We start from the raw sequence: 16,308 nt of genomic DNA, 5'->3' as shown, positions 1-16,308 counted from the left end.
TTATTAGTAAATATGGCTCTGAAACAACCTTTTTTTACTAAAGGCTTGCAATTCCCAATTCAATCAATTCCGTAATTGATTTATCTTTAATTTTTTCTGTAAATTCAGCATAATAATCATCTTCTAATGAGAAGTAGTAAAAGTTAGAAGTGTTCATCTTGGTTGGGATTAAACATAATTCTTTATATATATTACAATCATGATTACAAGAAATTCTTCTTATTTTATCGATGTCCATTAATAGTGAAGTATAATCATTGTCAGCGATTTTAGTTTTATCTACTGCATAATTATAAGATTTTGCAGGTTGTATGTTGTGCATTGGATCTAGTATAACAATGTAAAATATTGATTCATACCAAAAGCCAACAACTCTACCTAGCGATTTAGATATCTGAAATTGCACAAAAGGAAACTCATCATCATTTTGAATTATAGATTTATCAATCCAATTAAAATCTTCTCTTGCTAATGGTATATTTTTTTGTTCCCAATTTATTTTATGATATCTACTAGCTTGTTTAATAGTAGCGTTTGCGAGAAAGCTATCTATGTCATAATTGCACATATCCTTAAGTTTATCCAAAACCGATATGAACCAACTTGCGTTTTTATCACCAACACCGAAATATTCAATTTCTCTAAAGTATTTAAAAGAGAAAGACCAGTACTTTTGTTCTGGTCTTGATTTTGTAACAACTGGTTTTTTACTATTGTAGCTGTTTTCATTAACTACAATTCTATTTTTTAATTCTGGCGGCATAATAGTTTTTCATTATATCATCACTAATAATAACTTCACATCTTTCGTAATCAGAAAATCCCTTTCTAGCATCAATCCATGGGTCTTCTTCGTGAGTCATACGCTCTAGTTCGGAAGAAGAGAAACCAGCATAAGCATCCAAAACATTATCAATATGGAGTTTTATATCATCACTAAGCTCTTTGTAACCATCTCCTTGTATATCGCTTATTAACATATCACTATACATGAATTTATATTGTTTATAGGTGTCAAATAATAATCTATTAACTGGACCATGAATCCAAGCTTGAAAATTAGAATCAAAGAGTTTATCGTTATTAAAAGCGAGATACCACGCTTGGGTATAATATAGTAATTTTTGTAATTTTAAGAAACTCAAGAACCCTTCACCTTCAGACTTCGTACGAAAGATGATGTAATCGGAAACATCTAAAATATTTTGTACTTTTGCCATATTACGTAATTCTTTTTGCAAATTTATACAAAAAAAGACTTTTAAAAATTTGAAAGTTAACGATTTAATCATTAGATTGTAATTTAGAATAGTTATAAATAATAATTTAACAAATCTATTACTTGCTAACGTCAAATCTTGACGCATTTTTGATAAATATTAATTTTTAAATAATATTAAACCTATAAGCAATACTACAATTCTATTTTTGAACAAAAATAGTATTATCTTTACATAATAAAGTATTTGTTCTTTAAGATAGATTAAAAAAGCTAAAAATAATTTGGGAACAATTTCGGACACAAAAACAAAAAAGAGAAAATGTAATTATTTAAAATTCAATAATTTACAAATTCTCTTTAGTTTAGAAAGTGGAGTTGGAGGGATTCGAACCCTCGTCCAAACAAGCAATACATAAGCTTTCTACATGCTTATTCTACTATTGGTTTTCGACTGAAAGCAGAGAGCAGACACCCAACTTTCAGCTTATCTTCTGAGATTTTCGAGTTTTAGCCGAAGCATCTAAAACCTTATTTCCGCATTCCTATATCCCAGGATCAAACGCCGCAGAACAGAGCATTTGTGGAATATCTTGCTCCCTTACTAAAGTCTTCAGGGAAACGCTTGATCTACTATACTTCGATATTAAGCTGCAAGAGCGAACTCTTCGTTGCCAGTTAAAATTTTGTAGCAAGGGATTATAGAGATCGCGCTACGGTTCTCTGCATGCTTACTTATCCATTGACCTTGCTGTCGAAACCAGTCAACCCCGTTGATAAAGTGAATGCAAAGATAACACTTTTATTTTTATTAGAAGCTTTATCCCGCTTTCCACTGTATCTTTTGGGTTACGGGCTCCGCTTCGCTTCGCCCGCAACCCAAAAGGATGTCGTTTCAATCGGGGCTAGGGTGGTCGTCCTTCATTGAAAGTTAGGATTTAACAATTAAGAATTTAATATTTTATTGTGATTATTTTGTGATTAAATAAAAAATTCCTACTTTTGCAATCCAAAATGAGATGTAATATATGTTAATAATTCCAGTAAAAGACGGAGAGTCTATCGACAGAGCATTAAAAAAATATAAAAGAAAATTTGATAAAACTGGTACAGTTCGTCAACTAAGAGCTAGACAACAGTTTATTAAGCCTTCTGTAATTTTAAGACAAGCTAGATTGAAAGCTGCTCACAAGCAAAGAAATCTTAGCAAGGAAGAACAGGCTTAAGATATTTTCTTAAACACATATTAAATTCACTCTTTAAATACGTATATTTGAAGAGTGAATTTTTGTTTTTATACTTCAATGATGCTGGATAAATTTTTAGACTATTTACAATTCGAAAAGAGGTATTCTCCTCATACGATTACAAGCTATAAGAAAGACCTGGAAGACTTTTCTCATTTCTATCTTAAAACAGAATCTTCCGACAATATTTCCAAAGCAGACAAAAAAATTATCAGAAACTTTATCGTAGAACTAAGCGGAAATGGTATTTCCAAGAGAAGTATCAATAGAAAGCTCTCTTCATTGCGTAGCTTCTATCTTTTTCTTCTTAAGATAGGTGAAATTAAAGTTTCTCCTACGGAAAGTGTTTCTTCCCTCAAATTTTATGCAGAAAAGCAAATTCCCGTCTCTAAAGAGGAAATGCAGATTCTTAGTGATAATGTATTTGATCAAATGAATGATATTTTGGAAAAATGTATTATGGAAGTATTATATCAGACAGGAATTCGTAAAGCAGAGCTTTGTGGTATGGTATTTGAAAATGTTAACTTAGACGGAAACGAATTGAAAATAATCGGAAAAGGTAATAAAGAAAGGGTAATTCCTATTTCCGGAGAGTTATCAAATTTGTTGAAAAGTTACTTAGATATCCGTAAACCATTGACTGAATATGAGCACTATTTTTTTGTCAATAAGAAAGGCAAAAAACTCTCTGAAAAATTTGTTTATGTGGTAGTTAATAAGTACCTTAGTTTTATAACAACAAAAGAAAAAAGAAGTCCTCATATCCTTCGTCACAGCTTTGCTACACACGTTTTGGACAATGGGGCGGAGATCTCCAAAGTAAAAAAAATATTAGGTCATTCCAGTCTTGCCAGTACTCAGGTCTATACGAATGCTAATATTGAACAATTGAAAAAAGTGTTTAATCAGGCTCATCCTCGAGCATCAAAAAAAGAAGAATTATGAAGATCACAGTACAATCAATTGGTTTAACTCCTCACGAACCACTAGAATCACACATTGACAAAAAAGTAAGCAAACTTGATACATTTTATGATAAAATTCAAGAATGTAAAGTATTCTTAAAAGTAGAGAATAATGCTGATAAAGCTAATAAAACTGCCGAGATTATTCTGGCGGTTCCGGGAGACGATATTGTAGTAAAAAAGACAACTACCACTTTTGAAGAAAGTTTAGACCTGTGCGTTGATACTGCTAAAAAGCTATTAATCAAGAAAAAAGAAATGGCATAGAAAAAAAGTTAAAAAAAAGTCATTAAAAAATTTGAGAATTCAAAAAATCCGTTCTATATTTGCACTCGCAAAAAGGGAACAGCGATCTTTTGAATTCTTTTTTATTAAAATGCTTCCATAGCTCAGTTGGCCAGAGCACGTGATTTGTAATCTCGGGGTCGTGGGTTCGAATCCCTCTGGAAGCTCTATTTTAATATAAACATGAGGGGAGATTCCAGAGTGGCTAAATGGGACTGACTGTAACTCAGTTGCTTCGGCTTCGTAGGTTCGAATCCTGCTCTCCCCACATTTTATATTAGAAAAAAAGTTGCATACCTAAAGGATTTTTCCTAAGTTTGCACAGCGTTACCAATAGTTTTGGAAACAAAATTGCGGAAGTAGCTCAGTTGGTAGAGCGTCAGCCTTCCAAGCTGAATGTCGCGGGTTCGACCCCCGTCTTCCGCTCAAATATCACACTTGTATTAGCGTGATTTTTTTTACTACTGAAATGATGTAGAGTAGAGTTTCTCACACGTTCAGTCCATTTATTAAAATGCTTCCATAGCTCAGTTGGCCAGAGCACGTGATTTGTAATCTCGGGGTCGTGGGTTCGAATCCCTCTGGAAGCTCTATTTTAATATAAACATGAGGGGAGATTCCAGAGTGGCTAAATGGGACTGACTGTAACTCAGTTGCTTCGGCTTCGTAGGTTCGAATCCTGCTCTCCCCACATTTTATATTAGAAAAAAAGTTGCATACCTAAAGGATTTTTCCTAAGTTTGCACAGCGTTACCAATAGTTTTGGAAACAAAATTGCGGAAGTAGCTCAGTTGGTAGAGCGTCAGCCTTCCAAGCTGAATGTCGCGGGTTCGACCCCCGTCTTCCGCTCAACAAAATCACGCTATTCAGTGTGATTTTTTTAATTAATGCCGACTTAGCTCAGCGGTAGAGTGCTTCCTTGGTAAGGAAGAGGTCACGGGTTCAAGTCCCGTAGTTGGCTCTCGTTTAATCCCGATTTCTTCGGGATATTTTTTTGCCTGAATTTTTGTATATTTTTTGAAATTATAAATATTCCAAAGAGAAAAAATTAAGCGCTAGTTAGAATAATGGTTAAACACCTATACTAAAGTTCAATTGTTTTTCATAATATTCATTCTGATGTTCATTTAATTTTTTTAATAAAAAGTTTCCACCTTAAAATTTAATTAAAGTATCTGCTTATCCCTACAACTGCAATTACTATCATAAAAATTTTTGTTACATTCGTATAAAATATAGTTTGATGAATATTCTTTTATTGGAAGACGATCTTATTCTTTCGGCAGAGCTTTGCAAATTCCTGGAATCGAATAATTTTACATGTGATAAAATCTATGATGGGGAAACCTTTATCCGTCAGATAAAGAATAATACCTATGATCTGTATTTGCTGGATATCAATGTTCCGAAAATCAATGGGCTGGATGTTTGTCAAACCATTCGTTCTTTTGATAAAAATACTCCGATTATCATCATTTCAGCATATGGCGATCTGTCAGATAAAAAAGATGCGTTCACCCGATTGGCGGATGATTATTTGGTAAAACCTTTCCAGTTTGAGGAATTATTATTGAGGATTAATTCATTACTGAGAAGAAAAGTTCCTTCTGAAACTACCGATCAGGATATTATCAGGATTGATGATTTAATTGTTAATAAAACCGAACAAAAAGTGTATCGTGGCGGAAATGAAATCGGCCTTACCCTAAAAGAGTTTCAATTGTTGGTTTATCTTGCAGAAGCGCAGGGGAGAACAGTTTCAAAACAACAGATTACAGAGCATGTGTGGGAACATAACTTTAATACGAATACCAATACAGTAGAAGTCTACATCAACTTTTTAAGAAAAAAGATCGATAAAGATTTTAAAATTAAGCTTATTCATACACGTTCCGGTTTCGGATACTATTTAAGTCCATTATAAAATGTCTTTAAAAAGGAAGATCGCACTTAATCTCAGTATTGCCTTTTCATTGCTTTTTGGTATTGTAATGGCAGTAATTTATATGTCTTTTAATGATTTCCGAAGAGATGAATTTAAAGAAAGATTCAGGCAGAGATTAGAGTTTACTTCACATTTTATTGCCAAATCAAAAGATTTTGAAGAAGAAGCTCCTATTTTTTTTAATGAGAATTCGGATAATATTCTTTTAAATGAAACCATTTTAATTTTTAACGGCCAAAAGGAATTAATTTACAGCACCATCAAAGATCGAAATGTTACCTGGGATAATGCTTTGCTGAAAGAACTTGATGAAAAGAAAATTATTTATTCCGAAAAAACTGTTCCTGAAATCTATGCGGCTCTCAAAACGATCAATGGCGAAAATTACTACATTCTTACCAGCGCATTCGATACCAACGGAAATTCTAAACTGGCGTACCTGAAGTACCTTTTGATTACGGCTTATGTAATGAGTACACTGCTCATCGGTTTTTTCAGTTATTATTTTATGGGGCAGTTCTTAAAGCCTTTAGAAGATCTGAACAAAGAAATTTCGGAGGTTACCGCCCATAAGCTGACGACTCAAATCCCTGTTCGTGAATCTAATGATGAAATTAATGTACTGGCACAGTCTTTCAACACCATGATCACACGACTGGATGATGTTTTTCAGTCACAAAAAGATTTTACAGCGAGTGCTTCCCATGAAATCCGGACGCCGATTACAAGAATGGCTTTTCAGCTGGAGAATTTAATTAAATTTGAGAAGCACTCTCCGGAAACCTTATCCTCCCTAAAGCAAATTCAACGCGATGTTTATCAATTGTCGGATTTAACAAATTCGCTTTTGTTGTTAACAAAATTCGATAAAGAAAATATCCAGAGTATTTATGAAGAAGTAAGAATAGATGAAGTAATTTTTGAATCTTTTGAAGCCGTGGAGAAAAGTTATCCCAAGCTTAAAATGGATTTCCTTATTTCCGAAGACACTTCCGAAGATGCCCTTTTGACAATAAAAGGGGTACAATCCCTATTAGATATTGTATTTATTAATTTATTTAAAAACGCGGCAGTCTATTCCGATGATGTGGAAGTTGATGTTCTGATTACTGAAACAAATGAGAACCTTATTGTCGATGTCATTTCCCACGGAAATACGATTCCTGCGGAGGAGCAGTCAAAATTATTTGAAGCTTTCAAACGTGGGAAAAACTCTCAGAACATCTCAGGTTCAGGACTCGGTTTAAGAATTGTCAAGAGAATTCTGGAATATCACAATGCTCAAATCGTTTATACATCTCCGGGAGATTTATTAAATAAGTTCAGTGTTATTTTCCATAAATAATCCTCACAATAATTTTTTTTATTTGACAAAAAATCAAACTCTTTTTTATAGTAATCATTCAAAAAATGAGTATTAATCAGGGATTTTAATTTTTTTTTAAGGATTCTTTAAGAGCTTTTTAATAGCAGAAAGGCAATTTTGTATCATAAAAATCAATAAAATGAACAAATTTGCAGGACTGTTCATCGTCATTTCCTCATTCATGGCGGCACAACAGAAAATGTCTCTTCAGGATTGCGAAAAAGCTTTTCAGGAGAACAATTTACAACTGCTTGCGGAACAGTATAACATTAACATGGCTGATGCAGACATTTTGCAGGCCAAAATCTGGGAGCTTCCGCAATTGAGCGGACAAATCAATGCATACAATCCTGAAGACCGAAAAGTTTTTGATGTCGGTCGCGCGAAAGGAGCGCAGGTAACGCAGTTGATCTACATGGGAGGCAAGAAAAAAAACGAAATTGCTTTCGCCAAATCTAACAAAGAATTAGCACAGCTGCAGTTTTCCCAACTTCTGGTAGATTTGAGATCTCAGCTTCGTTCCACTTATTTCGATCTTTATTACGAGCAATTAAAATTGGAAAATACCAATAGGCAGCTGGGTTATATGAACGACCTGTTGGCAGCTTATAAAGTACAGTCTGCAAAAGGGAATGTCTCTCTGAAAGATGAGGTGAGGCTGCAGAGTATCGTGATTCAGCTGAATAATGATAAAGTGGGTATTAATAAAAATATTCTTGAGTTTGAGCAGATTTTAAAAATCCTGACAGGCATTACAGATGATATTGAGCCTGAGCTTTCAGATTCGGAAGCGAAAGATATTCTTGCGGCTCAGCCTTTTGGTGACGAAACCGAACTACAGAAAAAAGCACTGGAAAACAATGCAGATTATCAATATAATTTAAAATTAATAGACAATGGTAAGCTATATGCTCAATGGCAAAAATCACTAAATGTTCCGGATCTTAATCTTGGTGCAGGATGGGATCAGAATGGAGGGACTTTTAAAAATGAAGTGAATCTTTTGGTGGGGATTCCTTTACCATTATGGAAATCCAATAAAGGAAATGTTGAGAAAGCGAATTTTGCCATTCAGCAAAACCAGAGAAATGCGGATTTCCAGAAATTAAATCTTGAGACTAAAGTTCAGGCGGCTTACAAAACCTGGAAATCACAATATGACCAGCTGGCGCAAATTAAATCTGATGATCTTAATAATATGGAACTGGTATACAACGGAATGCTGAACAATTTCAGAAAAGGGAATGTGAGCCTTATCGAATTTACTGATTTCATGGACAGCTACAGAGAAACGGCTCTTCAGATCTATGATATGAAAAACGGGATCATGCAGTCGGTGGAACAATTGAATCAACTAGTACAAACGAAAATCTTCTATTAAACAATGAAAAATTATATAATTCCGGTAATGATAACTTTATCAGTTTTATCTTGCTCCAAAAAAGAGGAAACGGTAAAGCAACAGGCGAAAAAAGGTTTTGAACTGAGCAATACCATGCTTCAATCGATTTCTTTAGCTAAAGTTGAAAAAAGATATATAGAAGACGACTATAATTTCTACGGAAAAATCTCGGCAGACAAAAACAGCTATATCGATGTTTATCCCTTGGTTGGAGGAAATGTTTTGAGTGTAAATGCTGAATTGGGAGATCACGTGACGAAAGGCCAGGTTCTGGCGACGATCAGAAGTACAGAGTTGGCAGAAGTTCAGAAAGATGTAAGCGATGCCAAAACCGATTTGGTAGTGGCACAGAATAACCTTCGAGTCGCTAAAGAAATGTATGAAGGAAAACTGAATACCGAGAGAGATGTGCTGGAAGCAAAAAGCCAGCTCCAAAAAGCACAGGACCAGTTGCAGAGAGCAAGCGCAGTAAGTACGGTTTATAATGTGAAGAAAGGGAATATTTATAGTGTTCTTGCTCCGATCAGCGGATATATCGTTCAGAAAAATATTAACAAAGATATGCAGCTGCGAAGCGACAGAAGTGATAATATTTTCGATGTGGCAAATACCACCAATGTTTGGGCAATCATGAACGTTAACGAATCGGATATTGATAAAATCAGCCTAGGAATGAAAGCGCAGGTTTCCACATTATCTTATCCGGATAAAGTTTTTGACGGAAAAATTGATAAGATTTTCAAGATCATCGATCCTGAAACCAATGCAATGCAGGCCAGAGTAGTTTTGGATAATCAAAACGGATTATTGATTCCTGAAAGCAAGGCGACAATAAAAGTCACAAGCTCAGAAAGCAGCATGGCGCTTACTGTCCCTTCAAAAGCAGTGATTTTTGATGATAACAGAAGCTTTGTAGTGGTCTATAAATCCAGAACTGATGTTAAGGTTAAAGAAGTAAAAGTTCTGAAGCAGGTGGGAGATATTACTTATATTTCTGAAGGTCTGTCTGAAGGAGAACAGGTAATCACCAACAATCAACTGTTGATTTACCGCTCTTTGAATAGTTGAGTTTTATTTTAAACCATTAAGATTTTAATTAAGAAGTTAAGTTGAATTAAGAAATATCTAAAGATATTTTTAACATTGAGCCTTATCAATTTGCTTGCAAATCATTTAATAATTCTAATACCTTAAACTCTCTTAATGGTTCAAAAGCAAAATTCTTTGCTGAGTGAAACGCCTTTGCAAACAAAAATACGCAGAAGATAATCATAAAAAATCTTTGTGGACTTTGCGTTAAAAAACATCATCAAAAAATCCATCATGAATAAATTCATTAAAAATATAATTGCTTTTTCGTTGAAGAATAAAGCGTTTACCTTTATTTGGGTCGCGGTTTTGGCGGTTGCGGGATTTATAAGTTTCAAAAATATGCCTATTGAAGCTTTTCCGGACGTTACCAATACCCAGATTGTTATCATTACTCAATGGAATGGGCGAAGTGCGGAGGAAGTAGAGCGTTTCGTGACGACCCCCATCGAATTGGCGATGAGCCCCGTTCAGAAGAAAACGAGTGTGAGAAGTACCACGATGTTTGGACTTTCCATTGTTAAAATCCTTTTTGACGATGGTGTAGATGATACTTTTGCCCGAAATCAGGTGAACAATCAATTACGAACGGTAAGCCTTCCGGATGAGGTAGATCCGGAAGTTCAGCCTCCTTACGGACCAACCGGAGAAATTTTCCGATATACCTTGGAAAGCAAGAAGAAAGATTCCCGCGAATTATTAACCTTGCAAAGCTGGGTAATCGACCGGGCTTTACGGGGTGTTCCGGGAGTTGCAGATATCAATGTATTCGGTGGCCAGGATAAAGTTTTTGAATTGAGTATTGATCCGAGAGCTTTGGATAAATACAATCTGACGCCGCTTCAGGTGTATGATGCTGTCACAAAAAGCAATTTAAATGTTGGTGGAGATGTGATCGAAAAAAACGGACAGGCTTATGTAGTTCGGGGAATTGGTCTGGTGAAATCTGTCGCTGATATCGGAAATATCACGATACAAAACGACAGCGGAAACCCGGTCCTGGTAAAAAATGTGGCCGAAGTTCACGAAAGCTCGATGCCTAGAGTTGGACAGGCAGGATTGAATAATCACGAAGATACCGTTGAAGGAATTGTGGTGATGCGAAAAGGCGAGAATCCGCGCGAAGTATTAGTGGGAGTAAAAGCTAAAATTAAAGAACTCAACGAAAAAATCCTTCCGAAAGATGTAAAAATGGTCACTTTCTACGACCGTGATAATCTGATGGATTTCACTACGCATACCGTAATGCACAACCTTATTGAAGGAATTGTTTTGGTGACCGTGATCGTTTTGATCTTCATGGCTGACTGGAGAACAACTTTAATTGTTTCCATTATTATTCCGTTATCTCTGTTATTTGCATTTTTATGTTTAAAGCTTGCGGGAATGAGTGCAAACTTACTTTCGCTGGGTGCGGTAGATTTCGGGATCATCATTGACGGAGCCGTCGTCATGGTAGAAGGACTCTTTGTAATGCTCGATCATAAAGCTCATAAATACGGAGAAGAACGTTTCAATAAATTGGCCAAAGGAGGCTGGATCAAACAAACCGGAACCGGATTGGGGAAAGCAATTTTCTTTTCGAAATTAATTATTATTACTTCCTTAATTCCGATCTTCTCATTTCAGAAGGTGGAAGGAAAAATGTTCTCACCATTGGCTTTTACTTTAGGTTTTGCTTTGATGGGGGCTTTGATTTTCACCCTAACGTTGGTACCGGTTCTTTCGCATATCCTTTTAAATAAGAATGTTAAAGAAAAGAATAACCCTTTTGTAAATTTCTGGGACAGAATTGTTTTAAAAGGCTTCAATTATACTTTTAAACATAAAAGAATGAGCTTGATTGTAGCCATTTCATTTTTAGCAGTAACCTTATTCTCAGGTAAATTCTTAGGAACGGAATTTTTACCTCAGTTAAATGAAGGTTCGCTCTGGATTACTGCAGAAATGCCGATGAGTTCATCCTTAAAAGAGTCTTTAAAAACTGCAGATCTTCTTAAAAAGGATATCATGAGCTTTCCTGAGGTGACGGATGTTTTGGCACAAACAGGACGAAGTAATGACGGAACTGACCCGAATGGTTTCGGATTCGTACAGTTTGCAGTAAATCTTAAGCCTAAAGAAGAGTGGAACAGAAAAATCACTTATGAAGAATTAATTGAAGAAATCGATAAAAAGCTAAGAAACTATCAGGGAATTACTTTTAACTATTCCCAGCCGATTTCCGACAACGTTGCCGAAGCGGTGGCAGGTTTCAAAGCAGAAAACGGGATTAAAATTTATGGTGACAATTTGGAAACACTGGACAGATTGGCGGAAGAAGTTTTAAAACAAATCAAAGATGTAGACGGTGTAAAAGATCCGGGAATCATTAAAAATATTGGTCAGCCGGAAGTAAGTGTTGTTCTTGATAGGGATAAAATGGCAGCTTACGGAGTAATGCCTGCAGATGCACAGGCGGTTTTGGAAATGGCTTTTGGTGGAAAAACGGCTTCAGAAATGTTCGATGGAGAAAGAAAGTTTCCCATCCGTCTTCGTTACTCACAGGAGTACAGAAAAGATGAAAATGATATTGCAGCACTGATGGTTCCTACGCAGGATGGTACCAAAATTCCTTTAAAAGAGATCAGTACCATTGTTAAAGATAACGGAGCAGCATTTATTTATCGTGATGATATTAAGAGATATATTGGAGTGAAATTCTCTATCCGTGACCGCGATTTGGGAAGTACAATTGCAGATGCCCAGAAAAAGGTTGCTAAGATTGAGCTTCCGGATGGCTATTCAATAGGATGGACGGGGCAGTTTGAAAATCAGCAGAGAGCTTCAAAACGTCTTACACAGGTAGTTCCGATCAGTATTTTAGGAATTTTCTTCCTGCTATTCATCCTTTTCGGAAATATGAAAGATTCCCTTTTGGTATTGGCCAATGTACCATTTACTTTAATTGGCGGGATTATCGCGCTCCATATAACAGGAATTAACTTTGGAATCTCTGCCGGAGTAGGAATGATTGCTCTTCTCGGGATCTGTATCCAAAACGGAGTGATTCTGATTACGGAATTTCACCATAATGTTAAGAGTGGGCTGAGTCTTGATGAATCTATATTGAACGGAGTAAAATCCAGGACACGTCCCGTAATCATGACAGCTTTAATGGCATCAATCGGATTAATGCCTGCAGCATTGTCAACAGGTATCGGTTCAGAGTCTCAGAAGCCATTGGCGATTGTAATTATTGGCGGATTAATTACAGCAACGGTTTTAACCTTATTAATTTTCCCAATTATTTTCTGGATCTTCAACAGAACAAAAAAATCGCAGCAAATCTAACTTTCTTTCATTTATATTATATTGACCAAAAGGGCGGAAAACTTTGTTTTCCGCCCTTCCTTATTGAAATAAAATATTATGAGTTTAGAATCCTAATCCCACTGTGAAACCTCTCACGGCATTCGGAAAATCAGAAACTGATGTTGCTGCTCCCGTTGAAGTATTAATGCTGTAAATTTTTGTTGTGCTTCCTGCTGTTGCAAGTAAATAAGCTTTTTGGCTCATGCTTCCGATGTCGAAACCATTGGCGTTGGTAATATTGATGCCCAAAGAGCCTGTTTCTACCAAAGTGCCGTTATTGGGTGGGTTTTGTTGATATAATTTATCGGTATTATGATCAATTACAAACAACGTTGTTGAAGTAGCTCCTGCAAAATTGTTGGTGTAGGCTGCTGCTCCGATCATAGGGCTTCCGGGGTTAAGAACGCTGTCTACTGCGGTAATTCCGCCTGTTACGGGATCCAGGCGTAAATTCTGCCCAGTGTTGCTGACAACTCTTATTTTATCCACTGTAGGATTGAAGTCAAATCCGAAATCTGTTCCTGCCAATAACGTTGCAAAAGGCGAAGTTCCCACGGCTGTTGCAGCTCCGGTTCCTAAATTAATTGTATATAGTCTGCTTGAGCTTCCTAAAGCGTAAAGCTGTCCGTTGGCAGGTCTGAAATCTATTCCCAGAATATTTTCACCACTTTGAAGTCCTGAAATTGCTTTTGAAACTGGCATCGGATTATTAGGATTGAAGATCTGCAGATTATTCGAATTATCCACTGCATAAGCAACGGGTTCTGTAGGAATAGCAAGATCAATGATTGGCTGCTGCAACATTCCGACAGCGGTGGCTTTACCAGTGTTCAGATCTAATACATGTAAATTACTATTTAAAGCTAATAAGGCCACACTATTGTCATATTTGATATCAAAAGCCGCCTGTCCTGTAAAAGTAGTTCCCAAGCTTCCTACTTCTACCAATGTACCATTATTGGGAGGATCTTGCTTAAATAATTTTCCTGAAGCCATATCAATATCATACAAAACAGTGCTTGAAGCTCCGGATTTACTGTTAGTATAAGCTATTCCTGCTACGGAAGGGGTTCCGCCTCCATTGATATTCACGTCGGTAGCAGCAACTGCTCCTGTTTCGGGATGAAGTCTTAAATTTTGCCCGGTATTGCTTACTAAGCGAATTCTGTCCACAGTAGGATTAAAATCGATAGAAGCAATGGTACCTGAAACTGCGGGTGAAAATACAGTAGTGCTTACCGCTCTTGCAGAAGCATTAGAAGTATTGATGATGTATAGTTTGCTTGCGCTGGATAAAGCGTAAAGCTCTCCTGTTGCAGGTCTGAAATCGATACTCATCAGTTTTTCTCCTGAAGCTACACCGGTTACTGATGTTTTGGAAATAAACACTTTGGGATTGTTGGAATTAAAAGACACCAGTTCGTTACTCGATGTAAGTCCGTATGCCATAAGGTCTGGTCCTTGTACAGGCATTTCTATGGGAGACATCATGTTTTCAGAATCATTACATGAAAATAAAATGGAAACGCTGAACAGTACGGTACATAAATGTAGTAATTTTCTCATAATATTAATTTTTAATAGGTTGTTTTTTTATTTACGAGAAAAGAATCAGCCTGGATTTACCGAGATGATTATTTCTAAATTATTTCATTCATAATTAATGAGATAGTTTAGATTTTTAATAAAAGAGTTTTCCGAATTTTTTCAATTGAGAAAAATGTGTAAATTTGCAGTCTCAATACTTCGAAATATACGGTTTGTAGTTCATGAGATTTAAATATTAAAACTTTTTTTGATAAAAAGGTTTTGGTATGTAAAAATTCATTATATTTGCACACCGAAAATTTGAAAAACAATAAATAAATAATTTTAAATCATGGCAAAGGAAACGTTTAATCGTAACAAACCACACTTGAACATTGGTACTATTGGTCACGTTGACCATGGTAAAACTACTCTTACAGCTGCTATTTCTGCTGTATTAGCTAGCAAAGGTCTTGCTGAGAAAAAAGACTTCTCTGCGATTGACTCTGCTCCAGAAGAAAAAGAAAGAGGTATCACTATTAATACTGCTCACATCGAGTACGAAACTGCTAACAGACACTATGCTCACGTTGACTGTCCAGGTCACGCGGATTACGTAAAGAACATGGTAACTGGTGCTGCTCAGATGGATGGAGCTATCTTAGTATGTGCTGCAACTGATGGACCAATGCCTCAAACTAGAGAACACATCCTACTTTGCCGTCAGGTAAACGTACCTAGAATCGTTGTGTTCATGAACAAAGTTGATATGGTAGATGATGCTGAGTTATTAGAGCTTGTTGAGCTTGAACTTAGAGATCTTTTATCTACTTACGAATATGATGGAGATAACTCTCCAGTAATCCAAGGTTCTGCTCTTGGTGCACTTACTGCAGCTACTGAAGGTAACTCTGATGATAAGTGGTTCAAGACTGTAGAAGAATTAATGGATGCTGTTGATACTTGGATCGAGCAACCGGTAAGAGATCAGGATAAACCATTCTTGATGCCAATCGAAGACGTATTCTCTATTACAGGTAGAGGTACTGTAGCAACTGGTAGAATCGAGTCTGGTGTTATCAACACTGGTGATCCGGTTGATATCGTTGGTATGGGTGATGAAAAATTAACTTCTACAATTACAGGGGTTGAGATGTTCAGAAAAATCCTAGACAGAGGTGAAGCTGGTGATAACGTAGGTCTATTGTTGAGAGGTATTGAAAAAACTGACATCAAGAGAGGTATGGTTATCGCTAAGAAAGATTCTGTTAAACCACACAAAAAATTCAAAGCTGAGGTTTATATCCTTTCTAAAGAAGAAGGTGGACGTCACACTCCATTCCACAACAAATACCGTCCTCAGTTCTATGTAAGAACTACTGACGTTACAGGTGAAATCTTCTTACCAGAAGGTGTAGAAATGGTAATGCCTGGTGATAACTTAACAATCACTGTAGAATTGTTACAACCAATCGCTCTTAACGAGGGTCTTAGATTCGCGATCAGAGAAGGAGGTAGAACAGTTGGTGCTGGTCAGGTTACTGAAATCTTAGAATAATTATCTAAAATATTAAAGCTTCCGAAAGGAAACAATCGGAAGCTTTTTTAACTACGGGCATCGTCCAATGGTAGGATACCGGTCTCCAAAACCGTTGATCAGGGTTCGAATCCTTGTGCCCGTGCAAATAACAATTATGAGTTCATTTATCGATTTTTTAAAAGGTTCTTATAACGAATTCAGACATAAAGTTGAATGGCCAAAGTGGGCTGATCTGCAATCCTCTACAGTAGTAGTAACTATTGCGACAGTTATTTTGGCATTATTTACCTTTGGGGTTGATGAATTGTTTTCTAAAGCAATCAGCAACATAATAGGAATGCTAATCAACTTGTTCAATTAATAATA

13 protein-coding genes, 8 tRNA genes and 1 other RNA gene are annotated in these 16,308 nt (G+C 36.2%); 18 read left to right on the top strand and 4 right to left on the bottom strand.

Annotated elements, in window-relative coordinates:
• Nucleotides 1-37: 37 nt before the first annotated feature.
• From CLV73_RS10665 to ssrA, 3 genes are all read right to left on the bottom strand, one after another.
• Nucleotides 38-763, bottom strand: coding sequence for a hypothetical protein (locus CLV73_RS10665; RefSeq protein ID WP_100376784.1), 726 nt, complete (start codon nucleotides 761-763; stop codon nucleotides 38-40).
• On the bottom strand, nucleotides 741-1,220 hold the full coding sequence (locus CLV73_RS10660; RefSeq protein WP_100377045.1) for a Panacea domain-containing protein: 480 nt from the start codon (nucleotides 1,218-1,220) through the stop codon (nucleotides 741-743). The genes CLV73_RS10665 and CLV73_RS10660 overlap by 23 nt, the downstream gene beginning before the upstream one ends.
• Before the next feature lie 369 nt (nucleotides 1,221-1,589).
• Nucleotides 1,590-1,991, bottom strand: a transfer-messenger RNA (tmRNA) gene (gene ssrA / locus CLV73_RS10655).
• 256 nt (nucleotides 1,992-2,247) lie between these two features.
• Here ssrA and rpsU point away from each other — a divergent pair.
• The 15 genes from rpsU (at nucleotide 2,248) to CLV73_RS10580 (ending at nucleotide 12,854) form a co-directional block, all read left to right on the top strand.
• Nucleotides 2,248-2,445 (top strand): 30S ribosomal protein S21, encoded by a 198-nt coding sequence (gene rpsU / locus CLV73_RS10650; protein ID WP_100376783.1) that lies wholly within the window; start codon nucleotides 2,248-2,250, stop codon nucleotides 2,443-2,445.
• Between the two features lie 81 nt (nucleotides 2,446-2,526).
• Nucleotides 2,527-3,414, top strand: a complete 888-nt coding sequence (locus tag CLV73_RS10645) for a tyrosine-type recombinase/integrase (protein WP_100377044.1) — start codon at nucleotides 2,527-2,529, stop codon at nucleotides 3,412-3,414.
• Nucleotides 3,411-3,701, top strand: a complete 291-nt coding sequence (locus tag CLV73_RS10640; protein ID WP_100376782.1) for an HPF/RaiA family ribosome-associated protein — start codon at nucleotides 3,411-3,413, stop codon at nucleotides 3,699-3,701. Before CLV73_RS10645 ends, CLV73_RS10640 begins: the two co-directional genes overlap by 4 nt.
• A 111-nt stretch (nucleotides 3,702-3,812) precedes the next feature.
• Nucleotides 3,813-3,886 (top strand) — tRNA-Thr (locus tag CLV73_RS10635).
• A gap of 20 nt (nucleotides 3,887-3,906) precedes the next feature.
• Nucleotides 3,907-3,987: transfer RNA gene (locus CLV73_RS10630), tRNA-Tyr, on the top strand.
• A gap of 85 nt (nucleotides 3,988-4,072) precedes the next feature.
• Nucleotides 4,073-4,145, top strand: a tRNA-Gly gene (locus tag CLV73_RS10625).
• Between the two features lie 90 nt (nucleotides 4,146-4,235).
• Nucleotides 4,236-4,309 (top strand) — tRNA-Thr (locus CLV73_RS10620).
• Between the two features lie 20 nt (nucleotides 4,310-4,329).
• Nucleotides 4,330-4,410, top strand: a tRNA-Tyr gene (locus CLV73_RS10615).
• Between the two features lie 85 nt (nucleotides 4,411-4,495).
• Nucleotides 4,496-4,568 (top strand) — tRNA-Gly (locus tag CLV73_RS10610).
• Between the two features lie 40 nt (nucleotides 4,569-4,608).
• Nucleotides 4,609-4,680 (top strand) — tRNA-Thr (locus tag CLV73_RS10605).
• Nucleotides 4,681-4,962: 282 nt separating this feature from the next.
• Nucleotides 4,963-5,643: a response regulator transcription factor gene (locus CLV73_RS10600; protein ID WP_100376781.1), complete on the top strand. Its 681-nt coding sequence runs from the start codon at nucleotides 4,963-4,965 to the stop codon at nucleotides 5,641-5,643.
• 1 nt (nucleotide 5,644) lies between these two features.
• A complete protein-coding gene (locus CLV73_RS10595) occupies nucleotides 5,645-7,009 on the top strand; it encodes an ATP-binding protein (protein ID WP_100376780.1) in 1,365 nt (454 codons plus the stop codon).
• Between the two features lie 160 nt (nucleotides 7,010-7,169).
• A complete protein-coding gene (locus CLV73_RS10590) occupies nucleotides 7,170-8,411 on the top strand; it encodes a TolC family protein (protein ID WP_100376779.1) in 1,242 nt (413 codons plus the stop codon).
• Between the two features lie 3 nt (nucleotides 8,412-8,414).
• On the top strand, nucleotides 8,415-9,500 hold the full coding sequence (locus CLV73_RS10585; RefSeq protein WP_100376778.1) for an efflux RND transporter periplasmic adaptor subunit: 1,086 nt from the start codon (nucleotides 8,415-8,417) through the stop codon (nucleotides 9,498-9,500).
• Nucleotides 9,501-9,755: 255 nt separating this feature from the next.
• Entirely contained in the window at nucleotides 9,756-12,854 is a 3,099-nt protein-coding gene (locus CLV73_RS10580; protein ID WP_100376777.1) for an efflux RND transporter permease subunit, read from the top strand.
• 84 nt (nucleotides 12,855-12,938) lie between these two features.
• Here the strand turns inward: CLV73_RS10580 and CLV73_RS10575 are convergent, their stop codons facing one another.
• Nucleotides 12,939-14,441: a DUF4394 domain-containing protein gene (locus CLV73_RS10575; RefSeq protein WP_100376776.1), complete on the bottom strand. Its 1,503-nt coding sequence runs from the start codon at nucleotides 14,439-14,441 to the stop codon at nucleotides 12,939-12,941.
• A gap of 313 nt (nucleotides 14,442-14,754) precedes the next feature.
• On the opposite strand from CLV73_RS10575, the gene tuf reads away from it, so the two are divergent.
• From tuf to secE, 3 genes are all read left to right on the top strand, one after another.
• Nucleotides 14,755-15,960: an elongation factor Tu gene (gene tuf / locus CLV73_RS10570; RefSeq protein ID WP_100376775.1), complete on the top strand. Its 1,206-nt coding sequence runs from the start codon at nucleotides 14,755-14,757 to the stop codon at nucleotides 15,958-15,960.
• A gap of 53 nt (nucleotides 15,961-16,013) precedes the next feature.
• Nucleotides 16,014-16,084, top strand: a tRNA-Trp gene (locus CLV73_RS10565).
• A gap of 12 nt (nucleotides 16,085-16,096) precedes the next feature.
• The gene (gene secE / locus CLV73_RS10560) at nucleotides 16,097-16,303 is read left to right on the top strand and encodes a preprotein translocase subunit SecE (RefSeq protein WP_100376774.1); all 207 of its coding nucleotides are present in this window, start codon (nucleotides 16,097-16,099) and stop codon (nucleotides 16,301-16,303) included.
• Nucleotides 16,304-16,308: the final 5 nt, after the last annotated feature.

Source organism: Chryseobacterium geocarposphaerae, assembly GCF_002797535.1.
GTDB lineage: Bacteria > Bacteroidota > Bacteroidia > Flavobacteriales > Weeksellaceae > Chryseobacterium > Chryseobacterium geocarposphaerae.
This window is presented reverse-complemented; position numbering and strand designations above follow the sequence as displayed.

What these genes read in the sequence shown, in the direction of transcription:
- CLV73_RS10665 (WP_100376784.1), bottom strand. Translation starts at nt 763, where the DNA reads ATGCCGCCAGAATTAAAAAATAGAATTGTAGTTAATGAAAACAGCTAC.
- CLV73_RS10660 (WP_100377045.1), bottom strand. Translation starts at nt 1,220, where the DNA reads ATGGCAAAAGTACAAAATATTTTAGATGTTTCCGATTACATCATCTTT.
- rpsU (WP_100376783.1), top strand. Translation starts at nt 2,248, where the DNA reads ATGTTAATAATTCCAGTAAAAGACGGAGAGTCTATCGACAGAGCATTA.
- CLV73_RS10645 (WP_100377044.1), top strand. Translation starts at nt 2,527, where the DNA reads ATGCTGGATAAATTTTTAGACTATTTACAATTCGAAAAGAGGTATTCT.
- CLV73_RS10640 (WP_100376782.1), top strand. Translation starts at nt 3,411, where the DNA reads ATGAAGATCACAGTACAATCAATTGGTTTAACTCCTCACGAACCACTA.
- CLV73_RS10600 (WP_100376781.1), top strand. Translation starts at nt 4,963, where the DNA reads ATGAATATTCTTTTATTGGAAGACGATCTTATTCTTTCGGCAGAGCTT.
- CLV73_RS10595 (WP_100376780.1), top strand. Translation starts at nt 5,645, where the DNA reads ATGTCTTTAAAAAGGAAGATCGCACTTAATCTCAGTATTGCCTTTTCA.
- CLV73_RS10590 (WP_100376779.1), top strand. Translation starts at nt 7,170, where the DNA reads ATGAACAAATTTGCAGGACTGTTCATCGTCATTTCCTCATTCATGGCG.
- CLV73_RS10585 (WP_100376778.1), top strand. Translation starts at nt 8,415, where the DNA reads ATGAAAAATTATATAATTCCGGTAATGATAACTTTATCAGTTTTATCT.
- CLV73_RS10580 (WP_100376777.1), top strand. Translation starts at nt 9,756, where the DNA reads ATGAATAAATTCATTAAAAATATAATTGCTTTTTCGTTGAAGAATAAA.
- CLV73_RS10575 (WP_100376776.1), bottom strand. Translation starts at nt 14,441, where the DNA reads ATGAGAAAATTACTACATTTATGTACCGTACTGTTCAGCGTTTCCATT.
- tuf (WP_100376775.1), top strand. Translation starts at nt 14,755, where the DNA reads ATGGCAAAGGAAACGTTTAATCGTAACAAACCACACTTGAACATTGGT.
- secE (WP_100376774.1), top strand. Translation starts at nt 16,097, where the DNA reads ATGAGTTCATTTATCGATTTTTTAAAAGGTTCTTATAACGAATTCAGA.